The sequence below is a fragment of the Saccharopolyspora aridisoli genome, assembly GCF_004348445.1.
Classification (GTDB): Bacteria; Actinomycetota; Actinomycetes; order Mycobacteriales; family Pseudonocardiaceae; genus Saccharopolyspora; species Saccharopolyspora aridisoli.
The window spans coordinates 122017-136490 of the sequence record NZ_SMKV01000006.1; the positions used below are offsets into that span (position 1 = coordinate 122017).

The window sequence follows — 14474 nt, forward strand, 5'->3', positions numbered from 1 at the left end:
ATCACCCGCCGTGCTGGCACGTAGCAGGAGTGGAGCAGGGAGCCAGGAGGTGTGCCAGGTTCCGCTACCCGCCCCGCCGAGCAGAGCGACCACGGATCGGGAGGGCGATCGTCAGCCTTCGGTGACGAAGGGGCTGGAGGCCACCTCCGTGCCGTCCTTGAGCGTGGTGATCTCGAAGTCGCTGAAGACGTTCGGCGCGGCCTTCTGCAGCTGCTTCAGGCACTCCACGGCCAGGCCGCGGATCTCGACGTCGGCGTGCTCGGAGGCGCGCATCGCGACGAAGTGCCGCCAGGCGCGGTAGTTGCCGCTGACCACGATGCGGGTCTCGGTGGCGTTGGGCAGCACCGAGCGGGCCGCCTGCCGGGCCTGCTTGCGGCGCAGCGTCATCTTCGGCTCGTCGGCGAACTTCTCCTCCAGCGCCGCCAGCAGATCGCTGTAGGCCTGCACGCTCGCCTCGGCGGCCTGCACGAACTTCTCGTGCAGCTCCGGGTCCTCGGCGATGACGTCGGGCTCGACCATCGCCGCGTCCCGCTCGGGGACGTAGCGCTGCGAGAGCTGCGAGTAGGAGAAGTGCCGGTGGCGGATCAGCTCGTGGGTCAACGAGCGGGACATCCCGGTCAGGTAGAACGACACCGACCCGTGCTCCAGCACGGACAGGTGACCCACCTCCAGGATGTGCTTGAGGTACCCGGCGTTGGTGGCGGTCGCCGGGTTCGGCTTGCGCCACGACTGGTAGCACGCACGACCGGCGAACTCGGCCAGCGCCTGCCCACCGTCGGCGTCGGTCGACCAGTCCACGTCTTCCGGCGGGAAGAACTCGGTCTTGCCGATCAGCTGCACTTTCGGCCGCACGATCTCGGTCACGACGGGCGTGCCCCTTTCCTGCTTCTCACGACTCCCCATGTTGCTCGAAAGCCTAACCGGCTGGCCCGACGAGATCGCCTGACGCCAGTTGACACCATCGAGTGCTTGCATGGCGTCACAGGTGCCGCCATAGTGGTGTCATGGACTTGAACCCGTACATCGACCAGCTTCGCGAAGACCTGACCTCCGCCGCTGCCGCCGGCGACGACCAGACGCGGCAGACGGCGGCGGTGCTGTCCGGCGCGATCGAACCGGCCGCACGGCTGGCGATCATGAACGCACTGTCCGACCTGGCGGCCGAGGTCACGACGAACCTCGACGGCCAGGTCGTGGACCTCCGACTGGACGGCCGCGACGTCCGCGTCGTGGTCAGCGGTGGCGGCAGCCCGTCGCACACCGCGGACGACACCGAACCACCCCCGCCTCCGCCGCCCAGCGGCGACAGCGGCGACATCAGCCGCATCACCCTGCGGCTGGTGGAGGAGATCAAGTCCCAGGCGGAGCAGGCCGCGTCCGCCCAGGGCGTGTCGCTGAACACCTTCGTCGCGCAGGCCGTTCAGGGCGCGCTGCGCGGTGGCGGACGCGGCGGCCCGTGGGACAGGCCGCGTCGCGGACGCGGAGGGCACGGCCACGGCGGGCACGGGCGTGGTCGCGTCGGGCCGTGGGACGGGCCCGGCTTCGGCGGCGGGCCCGGCTTCGGCGGCGGGCCCGGTGGCGAAGGCGGTGGCTCCCGCGTTCGCGGCTGGGTGCAGGGCTGATCCGGCCACATGGCGGAAGGGCGAGATGAGATGACCGACAACAACGACGAACCCGACCTCGACCAGGAGTGGTCCGAGGCCGAGGAAGAACTGACGGATCTGCTGCGCAGCCAGGACTTCGACTCCGACGCTCCGATCCGCATCGACATCGGCAACAACCGCGGCTCGGTCGTGGTCGAGCTGACCGACACGGCGATGACACACGTCGAGGTCCGGCACGACCCGAGCGCGGGCGGGCAGGACTGGCAGAACGGGCTGTCCGGTTTGCTGAGCTGGGTCACCGAACAGTTCGGCACGCAGGGCGGCCGCGGCGGTCTCGACCTGGGCAACCTGCCGCGCGAGCCGATCATCGAGGCCGTGCGCCGCACGCGCATCGACATGTCCAGCGGCCGGCTGGTCGTGCGGGCCCCGTCGAACGCACCGCTGCGCGGAGTTCCACTCGCGGTGCGGGTCACCGCGCCGCTGGGCTCCGAGGTCGGCGTGCAGAGCGGGTCCGCCGAGGTCGCCGTGTCTGGTGCTGCCGGGAAGGTCAACGTGCAGGCCGGGACGGGAACCGTCTCGATCGAGGAGGCCACCGACCGGGCCACCGTGCGCAGCGGCTCCGGACACCTCCGGCTGGGCGCCATGCGGGGCGGCGTGCACGCGCGCTCCGGGCGCGGTGATGTCGAGGTCGGCGTCATCGAGGCGCCGTCCTCGGTGGCCAACGGGTCCGGTGCCGTCTGGCTCGGCGAGGTCTCCGCCGACGTGCTGGTGCGCAGCGGCAGCGGTGACATCACCCTGGCCGACGCGGTCGACGGGCAGATCGAGCTGATCACCGGGTCCGGTGAGCTGCAGGTGTCGGTCCACCGCGGCACGAGCGCCGAGGTCGACCTGACCTCGTCCACCGGTGCCGCTCGCAGCGATCTGGACGTCGCTGATCAGCGACCGGAGACCGAGCCAACGCTGCGCATCTTCGGCCGCACGGGCAGCGGCGACGCCGTGCTCACCACCGCCAGCTGACGGAGTGGGACGGGTTTGCTTGGCAGCGCCGGTAGCGGAGGCTGAGTCCTACACCGGAACAGCGCCTGAGCTAAGGGCGTTTTTGAACGCGGCGAAGCCGCTGTCTCAGGTGTGGGACTCAGCTCGCACCGCGGGTTCCTCAACGGCTTCGTGGCGAGCACGCCGCAAGACGTACTCGAGGAGTGATGCGCGGAGTTCACGGAGCCGCTGCGCTTCCCCCTTCGGGGTTTCCGGCACCCTCACCGCCACGCAGAGGAGCTCCCTGATCAGTTCCTAGTTCGGCGTTCAGCGGGCGGATCAGGTCACCCCGTTCGCCGACCACGACGTCGTCGAGTCCGAGCCAGGTCGCCATCTCGCGCAGAGTGGCGGCCAGCTCAGGCGCTACGGGCGCGGCGTCGCGGCCGGGTTCCAAGAACGCTCCGGGGACCCGGAGCACGCCGGCCGCCCGGTCGGCCTTGAGATCGACGCGGGCGACGAGCTCACCGTCGAGGAGGAAGGGGAAGACGTAGTAGCCGTACTGCCGCTTGGGCTCCGGCACGTAGATCTCGATGCGGTAGCGGAAGCCGAAGATGCGCTCGGCACGCGAGCGCTCCCAGATCAGCGGGTCGAACGGGCACAGCAGCGCCCGGCCGGCCACCTCGCGGGGAGCGCGGGCCTCAGCGTGGCGGTAGGCGGGCTGACGCCATCCCCGCACCACGACCGGTTCGAGCACGCCGCCTTCGACGAGCTCCGCGACCGCCTGCTTCGACTGGTCCGGGGACAGCCGGTAGTAGTCGCGCAGATCGGTCTCGGTGCCGATGCCCAGGGCCTGGGCGGAGCGCTCCACCAGTCCGCGAACAGCTTCGGAGTCCTCGGGCTCGTGCGCGAGGACGTCGGCGGGCAGCACGCGTTCCGGCAGGTCGTAGAGCCGCTCGAAACCTCGGCGAGTGCCGGTGGTCAGCTCCCCCATCGCGAACAGCAGCTCGCAGACCCGCTTGGTGTCGGTGCGGTTCCACCACGGGCCGCGCCCCTGCCGCTCACCACCGCCGAGCTCGCGCTCCAACTGGCCCGCACCGATCGGGCCGAGTTCCTTGACGGCGTTCAGCACGTCGTTGACCAGCTCGGGGTTCTGCTCCAGCAGCTCGCGAGACCGCTTGCGCCACCCACCGCCGTGCTCGCGCATCCGCCAGCGCAGCAGCGGCCAGTCCTCGACCGGGATCAGCGACGCCTCGTGCGCCCAGTACTCGACGAGCATCCGGGGCTGCCGGGCGGTGTGCGACCACGCAGCGGTGTCGACCAGCTCCGCCGGGTAAGCACCGAGCCTGCTGAAAAGCGGCATGTAGTGGGCGCGCACCGCGACGTTGACCGAATCCAGCTGCAACAGCTTGGTCCGGGACAGGACCCGCTGGAGGTGCCGGCGGGTCACCGCTCCGCGCGGTCGCGGGTCGGCGAAGCCCTGCGCCGCCAGAGCCATTCGCCGTGCCGTGTCGTTGCTGATGGTCTGCACCTGGGCGATCGTGCCAGCACACCCCGACAACGCGGACTGCTGGCGCGTGCTCGGAACCGACACGTTAGGTTGTCGCGCATGGCTGAAGCCGATGTGCGCGAAGCAGTGGCGTCCGACGCCGCCGAGATCGCGCGCATTCAGGTCGAGACGTGGCAGACCGCCTACGCCGAAATCCTCTCCCCCTCCGTGCTGGCCGGGCTGGACAGCGGCGACGTCGAGCAGGAGTGGCGAGAAGCCGTCACCGCTGGCGCGGCCACCGTGCTGCTCGCGATCGAGGGTCACTGGACCGTGGGTTTCTGCGTCGCAGGCCCTGCCCCGGAATCCGAAGTCGCCGCCGCGGACGGCTCAGTCCCCGATGACGCATCGACGACGGTGCTGGTCAGCTCGCTGCTGGTGGAGCCGCGATGGGGTCGTCGGGGGCACGCCGGACGATTGCTCGGCACGATGGGGCGTCGGTTCGCCAAGCACGGCGCGACGCGTGGCATCGCGTGGGTTCCGGAGTCGGACTCCGCCTCGCTGTCGTTCTACCGCGCTGCGGGGTGGTCGCCGGACGGCACTGTTCGCACGTTGGACGCAGGTGGGCGCCCGCTTCGCGAGATGCGCCTGACCGGTCCGCTGGAATTCGAGTTCGAGCACCACTGACGCCTGTCCCCGGGAGCCGAAAGTGCTGACCATCATCGGGTTGCTGTCCACCACCTTCGGTGTGTCCGTGGCCTCCGCGCTCCTCCCGCTGATCAGCGTCGAGCTGTTCGCGGTGGGCCTGGTGCTCAAGGAACCCGACATCCCCTGGTGGGTACTAGCGCTGGTCATCGCCACCGGTCAGATCGGCGGCAAGCTCCTCCACTTCTACGCGGCCAGGGGCAACATCCGCCTCCCCGCATTCATGCGCAGGGAGAAGGAGGAGAAGCCGGCGACCAAGGGCCGCTGGAAGTCGTGGCTGGAGCAGTTCCGCGAGAACTGCCGGACCCGCCCGGTCTGGGCGGGGACCGTCCTGCTGATCAGCGCCGCCGCCAGCCTTCCCCCGTTCGCGGCGGTGGCCATCATCGCCGGTTGGGCCAAGGTGCCGGTGTCGACGTTCCTGATCACCGGTTTCATCGGCCGCTTCGCCCGCTTCGGCGTCTTGGCCGCGGCCCCAGCAGCGATGGCCGCCTGGCTCTGACCGCGAGAACCCCGACCTCAGCGGAAGGGCGAGTTCCGCTCCCTCTGGAGGTCTGGAGATCACGAGCACGGCTCCGAGGTCGACGCCCGGCAGGACCCACACCGACTCGCGTTGGCGACGCCGCCGGTGAGCAGCACGGCGCTCATGGCGAGCACACCGGAGCAGCGGCGCGGCGGAGGACTTGGACATGTTGCTCCTGGTCCTCCACCGGCCGCGGCCGGTGGAGGTCAGCAGACGGCGTCCGAGGGCTTGGGGTTGCCCAGTCCGAACAGCGGCCGCAGCGCGACACCGGCGTAGGTGCCGACGATGGCCATCACACCCCACAGCCAGCCGTGCAGGCTGAACGAGGCGATGCCGGAGAAGTAGGCGCCGATGTTGCAGCCGCCTGCGAAGCGCGCACCGATGCCCATCATGATCCCGCCGAGCACGGCGCCGACGGCCATCCGCCACGGGATCTTGCGGTGCAGGGTGAACGCCCCGGCCAGGGCGGCGGCGATCAGCGCGCCAACCATGATCCCGAAGTCCATCACCGAGATCCGGTCGGTGAGCACGGATGCGGTGAGCTTCGCCGCGTTCTCCGGGTCCTGCCAGAACGGGGCACCGGAGACGTCGACGCCGATCCAGCCGAGGATCTTCGCGCCCCACAGGGCGAACGCGGAGGTGATGCCCCACGAGCTGCCGGAGACGAACAGCGTCGCCGCGTTGAGCGCGGCCAGCAGCACCGCGCCGACCCACAGCGGCCAGGAGCCGCGCAGGGCGCGCAGCACGCCCTTGGCGATCGGTGGCTGGTCGATCGGCGGAGGCGTGCGGCGCCGCTCGACCAGCAGCGACACCCCCACGACGACACCGATGATGACCAGCGTGATCAGCACTCCACCGGCGTAGCCCAGCGGGGTCTCGGCCAGCGAGACCTTCGGGCCGATGCTCTGCACGCTCTTGATGAACGGCGAGATGAACGCGGTGAACACCGAGCCGGCGATGAACCCGCCGAGGGTGAAGATGATCGCGGTCTGCCCGCTGCCGACCGCGAAGAGCGTGCCGGAGGCGCAGGAGCCGCCGACCTGCATGCCGACGCCGAACAGGAACGCACCGAACACGACGCCGAGGCCAGCGGTCTGGAGCTGCGGTTCGGGCGTGCCGGACAGCGAGTACCCGCTGCCGAGGATCCCCGCGAACAGCACGGACGCCACGCCCAGCATGAGCATGTGCGCGCGGATCGCGCGACCCTGTCCCACGGTGATCAGCTGGCGCCATGCCGAGGTGAACCCGAACCGGGAGTGGAACAGCACCAGTCCCAGGGCGAGGCCGACGCCGTAGAGCACGGTCATCTTCCACCCGGCCGCGTTGGCCACGGCGAGCCCGAGCACGACGGCGACCGCGATGCCGATCGCCACGACTCCCCGTTGCGCGGGCGGTGCCGTGCGCACCGGCCGTGGCGCCGGTCTTTCAACTTCCACGACAGACATCTGCACTCCTACTCCTCCGTGACCGGAACCGGAGACGGCCACGATCGTCCCCTGCGGGATGACTGGCCGAGGTTCCGCCATGCTCGTACCCGCCCAGCCGCATGACGTCGACCTGGGCGGAGACGGCGATCTCGCGGCGATGTCCTCGCCGCGGGCCCACTCCCGGTATCCGGGCAGCGACGGCGGGTTGCCGAAGGCACTCGCCTGTGAGGGCGCTGCGGTCGCGCCGGTCGAAGCGCAGCGGCAGCGCCGCGCCCGACGGTCGAGTTCACCACCGGACCGTGCAACAGCCAGGGCGCGAGGTGCATTCCGCACAGGTGTTCACTGGCCCCAAAGGTGTGGGACACGTCATCCCAGCCCGATACCCGCACCAGCGTTTCCGTCGTGGTTGTCGCTGATGGGAACGCCGCGGTGGGCGGCTTCGGCGAGGACGAGACGTCGCTCGCGGCCTTGCCGAGGGGTGTGTCGTCGCCCACGACGGACAGCGAGGACCTCCAGCTCGGCCAGGTCGCAGACCTCGCGCAGCGCGTCGGCGTCCTCGACGAGCAGTGCGTGTTCGGGCAGATCACCGGCGCTGGCGCGCCGTGCGCCACCGATGCCGAGCCCGCGGTGTACCCCGGAACCGGTCCGCAAGGCTCTGCGATGGTTCCACGGGCACGACGCCGAGGCCGCCGCCAACGCATCGACTTGAGAGGTGCTGCTGAGCCGAGGCTCAGGCCTTCTCGTCCCGTTCCAGGTCGATCGCCTTGCGCATGGCCTTGCGGCCCCGGTTGCGGTCACCGGCCAGGTCGTAGGCCTGCGCGAGCGCGAACCAGCGGCGCCAGTCCTGCGGCGCCGTTTCGAGTTCGGACTGCTTGACGTCGAACCACTCGTCGGCGGCCTCCCGCACGACCCGGCCCGAGGGCCGGCGAGGCAGGTGCGAGACGTCGGGCAGCGCGCCCTCGTCGTCGAGCCTGCGGGCCAGCCGCTCGGTGGCGGCGCCGAAGCGCAGCTGGTCGGCGACGAGAACCGCGCCCAGCACGGGGAAGACCAGGATCGCCAGGCCGAGCGCGATGAAGACCGGCTCACCGCTGGAGATCATCGTGATCGCGCGGCCGCCCATCAGCACCAGGTAGGCCAGCAGCACCAGCGCGACCACGAACGCGGCGGTGCGCGCGGTCATCAGCTGCTTGGCCACCTCAGAGCCCCATCAGCACGTCGAGTCCCACGGTCAGTCCCGGACGGCCGGGAACCTCGCGGATGCCCAGCAGCACGCCCGGCATGAACGAACGCCGGTCGTAGGAGTCGTGGCGGATCGTGAGGGTCTCGCCCTCGGTTCCGAAGAGCACCTCCTGGTGCGCGACCAAGCCGGTCATCCGCACCGCGTGCACCCGCACCCCGTCGACCTCGGCGCCCCTGGCTCCGTCGGGGTCCTTGGTGGTGGCGTCGGGCATCTCACCGAGTTCGGCTTCCTCGCGTGCCTTCGCGATCACCTGCGCGGTGCGAGCCGCGGTGCCCGAGGGCGCGTCGGCCTTCTTCGGGTGGTGCAGCTCGACGATCTCGGCGGACTCGAAGTACTTGGCGGCCAGCTCGGCGAACCGCATCGACAGCACCGCGCCGATCGCGAAGTTCGGCGCCACGATCACGCCGACCTCCGGCTTGGCGGCCAACCAGGTGCGGATGGAGTCCAGCTCGGCCGGTCCGAGACCGCTGGTGCCAACCACGACGTTGATGCCGTTCTCGACGCAGAACTTGATGTTGTCGAGCACCGAGTCGGGATGGGTCAGGTCGACGGCGACCTGCGCGCCGGACTCGACCAGCCTCTCGATGGGGTCCCCCTGGTCGACCTCGGCGACCAGCTCGGTGTCGGCGGCCTCGCCGACGGCTCGCGCCGCTTCGGAACCCATCCGCCCCCGGGCGCCCAGCACACCAACCTTGATCACCGTGGAAACACCTCTCCGCACCGACGCTGCTCACCCGAAGTCTAGGCATCGTGCGCGCGGCCACCCGACGACCCACCCCGCGTGGTGACCGACACCATCCCGGTGATCTGCACGAGCCCGTGGTCGTGCGCGCACGGAGGCGGTTGTGACCCGAACCGACCGGGCGAAAAGGGGCATCGATCCAACGCTTTCGGACCGAACTGCCCTCCTCCCTACACGCCTTCCGGGAGGTCCTCCGGAGTCTTGTAGGGGCCCACGACCGCGGTGGTGAAGTGCCGGTTGAGGAGCTCCTGCGCGAGGGTCGCGACGTCGTCGGGCGTGACCTCCTCGATCTTGGCGAGGGTCTCCTCGACCGTGTAGTGACGGCCGTAGTTGAGCTCGGTCTTGCCGATGCGGCTCATCCGGGCCGCGCTGTCCTCCAGCCCCAGGACCAGGCCACCCCGCAGCTGACCACGACCCCGATCGACCTCCTCCGCCGACAGGCCCTCGGCCGCGACGTCGGCGAGCACCGAGCGGATCACCGAGGCGACCTCGCCCAAGCGCTCCGGCGTGCAGCCCGCGTAGACCGAGAACGTGCCCGCGTCCGAGTAGGCCGTGCTCGACGAGTACACCGAGTACGCCAGGCCCCGGCTCTCGCGGATCTCCTGGAACAGTCGCGAGCTCATCCCGCCACCGAGGGCCGCGTTGAGCACGCCCAGCGCGAAGCGCCGCTCGTCGTAGCGGTCCAGGGCCCGGCAACCCATCAGCAGGTGCGTCTGCTCGGTGTCGTCGGGCTGGAGCACGAGGCGCTCCTGCTTGGGCAGCCGGATCCGGCCGCCGCGCGGGGCTTGCGGGCGCTCGTCGCCGGCCAGCCGGTCGCCCAGCGCCTTGCGCAGCAGTCGCACCACCGTCGCGTGCTCGACGTTGCCCGCGACCGCGACGACCATCTTCGGCATCTGGTAGCTGCGCCGGTAGAAGCCGTGCACCCGGTTGCGGGTCATGTCGCTGATCGACTCCTCGGTCCCCAGCACCGAGCGCCCCAGCGGGCTGTCGCCGAGCACGGCCGTGGAGAACAGCTCGTGCAGCAGGTCCTCGGGATCGTCGTCGCGCATCGCGATCTCCTCCAGGACCACGTTGCGCTCCACGTCCACGTCGGAGGCGTCGTTGACGGCGTCGAAGACCACGTCGCAGAGCATGTCGATGGCCAGCGGCAGGTCCTCGTCGAGCACGTGCGCGTAGTAGCAGGTGTGCTCCTTGGAGGTGAACGCGTTGAGCTCACCGCCGACGGCGTCGATCTCCTGCGCGATGCCCACCGCGGTCCGCTTCGCGGTCCCCTTGAACAGCAGGTGCTCCAGGTAGTGCGCAGCACCGGCTTGCGCCCTGGTCTCGTCGCGCGACCCCACGCCGACCCAGATGCCCACCGACGCGGAACGGACGCCGGGCACCGGTTCGGTGACCACGCGCAACCCGCCCGGCAACACCGTCCGCCGCACTTCCGCCGAACCGTTGTGACCGAGAACCCGGGTGGTCCCGGGACGTTGCAGGTGCCCGGCCGTCTGCTTCTGCTGCTTCATAACCCTGTTCTCGTCGCCTCCGCGCGTCTCCCGCGCACTCACGACAATACGGCCCGCCCCGGTTGACCGGGGCGGGCCGCATCGCGATTTCGGATCAGATCATTCGGCGGCGGCTTCGGCCGGAGCGGCCTCGCCCTCGCCGGAGTTCTCCTCCTCGTCGACCAGCACGAGACTGATCTTGCCGCGGTTGTCGATGTCGGCGATCTCCACGCGCAGCTTGTCGCCGACGTTCACGACGTCCTCGACCTTGCCGATTCGCTTGCCGTTGCCCAGCTTGGAGATGTGCACCAGGCCGTCCTTGCCCGGCAGCAGCGAGACGAACGCGCCGAACGCCGCGGTCTTGACCACGGTGCCCAGGAAGCGCTCGCCGACCTTCGGCAGCTGCGGGTTCGCGATGGCGTTGATCTTGTCGATCGCCGCCTCCGCGGACGGGCCGTCGGCCGCACCCACGTAGATGGTGCCGTCGTCCTCGATGCTGATCTCGGCGCCGGTCTCCTCGGTGATCGAGTTGATCATCTTGCCCTTCGGGCCGATGACCTCGCCGATCTTGTCCACCGGGACGGTCACCGAGGTCACGCGCGGCGCGTGCGGGCTCATCTCGTCGGGCTTGCCGATCGCCTCGGCCATGACCTCCAGGATGGTGAACCGGGCGTCGCGCGCCTGGCCCAGCGCCTGCGCCAGCACCTCGGACGGGATGCCGTCCAGCTTGGTGTCCAGCTGCAGCGCGGTCACGAACTCCTTCGTGCCCGCGACCTTGAAGTCCATGTCACCGAAGGCGTCCTCGGCACCGAGGATGTCGGTCAGCGCCACGTAGTGGGTCTTGCCGTCGACCTCGTCGGAGACCAGGCCCATCGCGATGCCGGCGACCGGCGCCTTCAGCGGCACACCCGCGTTGAGCAGGGACAGCGTCGAGGCGCAGACCGAGCCCATCGAGGTCGAACCGTTGGAGCCCAGCGCCTCGGAGACCTGGCGCAGGGCGTACGGGAACTCCTCGCGCGAGGGCAGCACCGGCATCAGCGCGCGCTCGGCCAGCGCTCCGTGGCCGATCTCGCGACGCTTCGGGCTGCCCACCCGGCCGGTCTCACCGGTCGAGTACGGCGGGAAGTTGTAGTGGTGCATGTACCGCTTCGTCGTCTCCGGGGAGAGCGAGTCGATGGTCTGCTCCAGCCGCAGCATGTTCAGCGTGGAGACACCCAGGATCTGGGTCTCGCCGCGCTCGAACAGCGCCGAACCGTGGGTCCGCGGGATCACGCCGACCTCGGCGGAGAGGCTGCGGATGTCGGTCAGGCTGCGGCCGTCGATGCGGACCTGGTCGCGGATGATGCGCTGCCGGACCAGCTTCTTGGTCAGCGAGCGGAACGCCGCGCCGATCTCCTTCTCGCGGCCCTCGAACGCCTCGCCCTCGCCGGTGCCGACCTTCTCCAGGACCGACGCCTTGATCTCGTCGAGGCGGGTCTCCCGCTCCTGCTTGCCGGCGATCTTCAGCGCCTCGGCCAGCTCGGAGGACACGGCCTGCTCGACGGCGGTGAACGCGTCCTCCTGGTAGGCCGGGAACACCGGGAAGTCCTCGGTGTCCTTGCCGACCGCCTGGGCCAGCTGCTGCTGGGCCACGCACAGGGTGCGGATGAACGGCTTGGCGGCCTCCAGACCGGCGGCCACGACCTCCTCGGTCGGCGCCTGGGCGCCACCGGCGACCAGATCGATGGTCTTGTCGGTGGCCTCGGCCTCGACCATCATGATCGCGACGTCGTCACCGACGATGCGGCCCGCGACGACCATGTCGAACACGGCGCGCTCGAGCTGCTCGTGCGTCGGGAACGCGACCCACTGGCCGTCGATCAGCGCCATGCGGGTGGCACCGATCGGGCCGGAGAACGGCAGACCCGAACCCTGGGTGGACGCCGACGCGGCGTTGATCGCCAGCACGTCGTAGAGGTCGCCGGGCTTCAGGCTCATGACCGTGACCACGACCTGGACCTCGTTGCGCAGGCCGTCGACGAACGACGGGCGCAGCGGGCGGTCGATCAGGCGGCAGGTCAGGATCGCGTCCGTGGACGGCCGGCCCTCGCGGCGGAAGAACGAGCCGGGGATGCGACCCGCGGCGTACATCCGCTCTTCGACGTCGACGGTCAGCGGGAAGAAGTCGAAGTGCTCCTTCGGCTGCTTGGAGGCCGTGGTGGCCGACAGCAGCATGGTTTCGTCGTCGAGGTAGGCGACGACGCTCCCTGCGGCCTGCTTCGCGAGCCGGCCGGTCTCGAAACGGACGGTACGGGTTCCGAACGCGCCGTTGTCCAGCACGGCGGTCGCCTCGTACACGCCCTCTTCGATCGCTTCAGTCAAGGTGACTCCCTATCGTCACAACGCTCACGGCAGGAGCATCCGGATCGGTGATCCGACAAGGCCGGCCATCGATCGAAGCTCCCGGGACCGTCTCGTGACGACTTGCCCGGCAGCCACTACCGAGGACCGGCGGACGCCTGCACCCAGTGCTTGCCACCGTGAGCGCTCTATTGAATTGCTGGCGGCGCCTGCGAGGCACCGCCCGGTTCTACGCACCGGGGGGAGCGGCCGTGGCCACTCCCCCCGGTGTCATGTCAACGACGCAGACCGAGTCGCTGGATCAGCGAACGGTAGCGTTCGATGTCCACCTTGGTCAGGTAGTTGAGCAGACGCCGGCGGCGACCCACCATCAGCAGCAGACCACGACGCGAGTGGTGGTCGTGCTTGTGCTGCTTGAGGTGCTCGGTCAGGCCGATGATCCGCTTGGTCAGCAGGGCCACCTGGGCCTCCGGCGAACCGGTGTCGCCGTCCTTCACGCCGTACTCGGCCAGGATCTGCTTCTTCTCGTCAGTGGACAGCGCCACGAAATACTCCTTCTGCATGTCCCGTGTCTGTGGGCGGCGAGCTGCCGTGCGGCGCCACCGCCGTGAGGACTGGTACCCCGGAAATCGGCCACCACGGACTGCAGCCGTTCCACAGGCCAGGATAACAGGGAAGCCCTGCTCGCCTGGGTTACCCCGACGCAGCGCGCGTCACCGGCACGCGGTGCACCACCCGGTGCACCGGACCGCCTTCGCCCTGGTCACTGCGCATCACCGCGAGTTCTCCGGCGGTCCACCAAGGACCGGTGTAGCCGCTGAGGAGTCCCGGCATCGACCTCCGGTCGGCACGACCGGACGCCCACCGGGCGATGGTCAGGTGCGCCCGGAACCCGTGCGGGTCGCCACCGGCCGCGCGCACCAGCTCACCCAGGGCCAGCCGATCGGTCTCGGTGGCCGGTTCGACGCCGGTCCACAGCACGCCCCGGAAAGTTCCCGAGCCGGTCAGGCGCAGCGCGGGCGGTGCCGCGGTGACGCGCGCCATGCGGCGGTCGAGGCGGGCGGCGACGCGCTGCGGATCAGCGTCGTCGCCGTGGAAGCGCAACGTCAGGTGCCAGCGCTCGGCGGCGGTGAAGCGGAACTTGCGCACGCTCGCCGCCGCCTCGGTCACCCGCGCCGGGTCGAGGGCCGCGATCGCCTCCGACAGGTGCCGGACCGCTTCGTCGGAAGGCCACAGCGCGGTGAACAGCCGCATGCCGCGAGTATGGCGGCTGCGGCTCGTTCTCGAGTGCGGCGGGGCCACTGCTCGAGGTGTGGGACTGCGCCCTACCGCCGCGGGTTCTGAACGGCTCCGCGGCCAGTGCGCGCGACGGCGTGCATCGTCACGGCGCACGGAGTCCGACTGGCACCGCTTCGAGCAGGAAGACCGAACAGCCCCTACTCGCTGTCGGCGGCTCGGCGCAGCAGCCCGGCCAGGCGCGGGTAGCGGCCCTCCAGCAACGACGCCGCGGCCTCCAGCTCGGTGGGTTTGGCGACCTCCAGCAGCACCGGCCAGGCGATCTGCTCGCCGTTGGCGGTCTGCTTGACCGGCAGGTTGTCGCGCCCCACCGAGGGCTGCGACTGGCGCACGTCCTCCAATGCCTGCTTGATCGCGTCCGACTCGCCCGCGGCCACACCCGGGATGAGGACCTTGCGCTCCAGCATCACCAGCCGGGCCAGCACCTGCGGGTTGCCGATCTTGGCGCGGCGGCCGCTCATCACCTGGCTGAGCATCGGCGCGCTGATGCCGAGCACGTCGGCCAGCTGCGCCTGCGAGATGCGGAAGGCCACGACCAGTCGGCGCACCCGGTCTCCCAGCGGCTCGCCGTACCACTGCCGCTGCAGAGCCAGGTTTCGCTGGACGCTGCTGCTCTCCGACACCTTCGCTCCCCCTGCGTGACCGCCACCCC

At 70.3% G+C, this 14474-nt stretch carries 15 protein-coding genes; 4 read left to right on the top strand and 11 right to left on the bottom strand.

Features of this window, described 5'->3' with window-relative positions:
• Positions 1-111: 111 nt before the first annotated feature.
• The gene (gene thyX, locus E1161_RS06755) at positions 112-864 is read right to left on the bottom strand and encodes an FAD-dependent thymidylate synthase (RefSeq protein WP_132620715.1); all 753 of its coding nucleotides are present in this window, start codon (positions 862-864) and stop codon (positions 112-114) included.
• A gap of 140 nt (positions 865-1004) precedes the next feature.
• On the opposite strand from thyX, the gene E1161_RS06760 reads away from it, so the two are divergent.
• Together E1161_RS06760 and E1161_RS06765 are read left to right on the top strand one after the other, a co-directional pair.
• Positions 1005-1622, top strand: coding sequence for a toxin-antitoxin system HicB family antitoxin (locus E1161_RS06760; RefSeq protein WP_132620717.1), 618 nt, complete (start codon positions 1005-1007; stop codon positions 1620-1622).
• A gap of 30 nt (positions 1623-1652) precedes the next feature.
• Positions 1653-2621: a DUF4097 family beta strand repeat-containing protein gene (locus E1161_RS06765; protein WP_165939708.1), complete on the top strand. Its 969-nt coding sequence runs from the start codon at positions 1653-1655 to the stop codon at positions 2619-2621.
• 196 nt (positions 2622-2817) lie between these two features.
• Here the strand turns inward: E1161_RS06765 and E1161_RS06770 are convergent, their stop codons facing one another.
• Entirely contained in the window at positions 2818-4107 is a 1290-nt protein-coding gene (locus tag E1161_RS06770; RefSeq protein ID WP_132620719.1) for a winged helix-turn-helix domain-containing protein, read from the bottom strand.
• Positions 4108-4185: 78 nt separating this feature from the next.
• Between E1161_RS06770 and E1161_RS06775 the strand changes: the two genes are divergently transcribed.
• Positions 4186-4749: a GNAT family N-acetyltransferase gene (locus E1161_RS06775; protein ID WP_132620721.1), complete on the top strand. Its 564-nt coding sequence runs from the start codon at positions 4186-4188 to the stop codon at positions 4747-4749.
• 22 nt (positions 4750-4771) lie between these two features.
• Positions 4772-5266 carry a VTT domain-containing protein gene (locus E1161_RS06780; protein WP_235874838.1) on the top strand — a complete coding sequence of 165 codons (495 nt, stop codon included), beginning with the start codon at positions 4772-4774 and terminating at the stop codon, positions 5264-5266.
• A 227-nt stretch (positions 5267-5493) separates the two neighbouring features.
• On the opposite strand, the gene E1161_RS06785 is transcribed toward E1161_RS06780, so the two are convergent.
• The 9 genes from E1161_RS06785 to E1161_RS06825 all read right to left on the bottom strand — a co-directional run bounded on the left by E1161_RS06785 (position 5494) and on the right by E1161_RS06825 (position 14445).
• Positions 5494-6732 (bottom strand): YeeE/YedE family protein, encoded by a 1239-nt coding sequence (locus E1161_RS06785; RefSeq protein WP_132620723.1) that lies wholly within the window; start codon positions 6730-6732, stop codon positions 5494-5496.
• Between the two features lie 348 nt (positions 6733-7080).
• A complete protein-coding gene (locus E1161_RS06790; protein WP_132620725.1) occupies positions 7081-7365 on the bottom strand; it encodes a hypothetical protein in 285 nt (94 codons plus the stop codon).
• A 79-nt stretch (positions 7366-7444) separates the two neighbouring features.
• Positions 7445-7894 (bottom strand): hypothetical protein, encoded by a 450-nt coding sequence (locus E1161_RS06795; protein WP_132620880.1) that lies wholly within the window; start codon positions 7892-7894, stop codon positions 7445-7447.
• A 16-nt stretch (positions 7895-7910) separates the two neighbouring features.
• A complete protein-coding gene (gene dapB / locus E1161_RS06800; protein WP_268951372.1) occupies positions 7911-8654 on the bottom strand; it encodes a 4-hydroxy-tetrahydrodipicolinate reductase in 744 nt (247 codons plus the stop codon).
• A 212-nt stretch (positions 8655-8866) separates the two neighbouring features.
• Positions 8867-10207, bottom strand: a complete 1341-nt coding sequence (locus E1161_RS06805) for a M16 family metallopeptidase (protein ID WP_132620727.1) — start codon at positions 10205-10207, stop codon at positions 8867-8869.
• Positions 10208-10306: 99 nt separating this feature from the next.
• Positions 10307-12547, bottom strand: a complete 2241-nt coding sequence (locus E1161_RS06810) for a polyribonucleotide nucleotidyltransferase (protein WP_132620729.1) — start codon at positions 12545-12547, stop codon at positions 10307-10309.
• A 254-nt stretch (positions 12548-12801) separates the two neighbouring features.
• On the bottom strand, positions 12802-13089 hold the full coding sequence (rpsO, locus tag E1161_RS06815; RefSeq protein ID WP_408011957.1) for a 30S ribosomal protein S15: 288 nt from the start codon (positions 13087-13089) through the stop codon (positions 12802-12804).
• A 130-nt stretch (positions 13090-13219) separates the two neighbouring features.
• Positions 13220-13780 (bottom strand): RNA 2',3'-cyclic phosphodiesterase, encoded by a 561-nt coding sequence (gene thpR, locus E1161_RS06820; protein WP_132620731.1) that lies wholly within the window; start codon positions 13778-13780, stop codon positions 13220-13222.
• Positions 13781-13962: 182 nt separating this feature from the next.
• The gene (locus tag E1161_RS06825) at positions 13963-14445 is read right to left on the bottom strand and encodes a helix-turn-helix domain-containing protein (protein ID WP_132620733.1); all 483 of its coding nucleotides are present in this window, start codon (positions 14443-14445) and stop codon (positions 13963-13965) included.
• Positions 14446-14474: the final 29 nt, after the last annotated feature.

Coding starts and splice junctions, on each gene's coding strand:
- E1161_RS06760 (WP_132620717.1), top strand. CDS start 1,005: ATGGACTTGAACCCGTACATCGACCAGCTTCGCGAAGACCTGACCTCC.
- E1161_RS06765 (WP_165939708.1), top strand. CDS start 1,653: ATGACCGACAACAACGACGAACCCGACCTCGACCAGGAGTGGTCCGAG.
- E1161_RS06775 (WP_132620721.1), top strand. CDS start 4,186: ATGGCTGAAGCCGATGTGCGCGAAGCAGTGGCGTCCGACGCCGCCGAG.
- E1161_RS06785 (WP_132620723.1), bottom strand. CDS start 6,732: ATGTCTGTCGTGGAAGTTGAAAGACCGGCGCCACGGCCGGTGCGCACG.
- E1161_RS06795 (WP_132620880.1), bottom strand. CDS start 7,894: ATGACCGCGCGCACCGCCGCGTTCGTGGTCGCGCTGGTGCTGCTGGCC.
- E1161_RS06805 (WP_132620727.1), bottom strand. CDS start 10,207: ATGAAGCAGCAGAAGCAGACGGCCGGGCACCTGCAACGTCCCGGGACC.
- rpsO (WP_408011957.1), bottom strand. CDS start 13,089: ATGCAGAAGGAGTATTTCGTGGCGCTGTCCACTGACGAGAAGAAGCAG.
- thpR (WP_132620731.1), bottom strand. CDS start 13,780: ATGCGGCTGTTCACCGCGCTGTGGCCTTCCGACGAAGCGGTCCGGCAC.